Raw genomic sequence first — 734 nt, forward strand, 5'->3', positions numbered from 1 at the left:
AAATGCCTATTATCATTTGGGCGAAAGTTATGTGCATTTAAATAAAAAACAAGAAGCTTTAAATGCTTTTAGGTATGCATCTCAAATGAGTTTTAATAAAAAAATACAAGAAGATGCTTGGTTAAATTATGCTAAAATTAGTTATGAAATTGGTAACCCTTACCAACCAGCACCACAAGTTTTAGCGGGGTATTTAGATACATATCCTGAAACAAGTTACAGAGATGAAATTGAAACCCTGTTAATAGACTCTTACATAACATCAAAAAATTACAAAGAGGCCCTAATTTTGTTAGAAGGGAAGAAGAGTTTTGATAATAAAGCAGCCTACCAAAAAGTTGCGTTTTATAGAGGTATAGAACTTTATAATGATAATCAATACTTAGAAGCTAAAAAATTATTTGATGCTTCATTAAAAGAACCAAGAGATGAAAATTATACGGCCCGTGCCACATTTTGGAAAGCTGAAGCCGATTATAACCTAACAAATTATGATGATGCCTTGGTAGGTTTTAAGCAGTTTAAACAAATGAATGTTACTGCACCAGAGTTTAAAAATTTAGATTATAATTTAGCTTACACCTATTTCAAATTAAAAAATTACAACAGTGCTACAGAGCATTTTAGTGCTTTTACAAAAAATAGTAACGATGATAAAGTAAGGCAAAATGATGCCTTTTTACGTCTGGGCGATGCTTATTTTGTAACAAGTAACTACAATGCAGCAATAACGG

1 protein-coding gene is annotated in these 734 nt (G+C 31.1%); it reads left to right on the top strand.

The features are described from left to right. Positions 1–734 (top strand): tetratricopeptide repeat protein (locus tag FUA24_RS03860; RefSeq protein WP_148540142.1); only part of this gene is annotated, 734 nt, incomplete at both ends.

This window comes from Seonamhaeicola marinus (assembly GCF_008085455.1).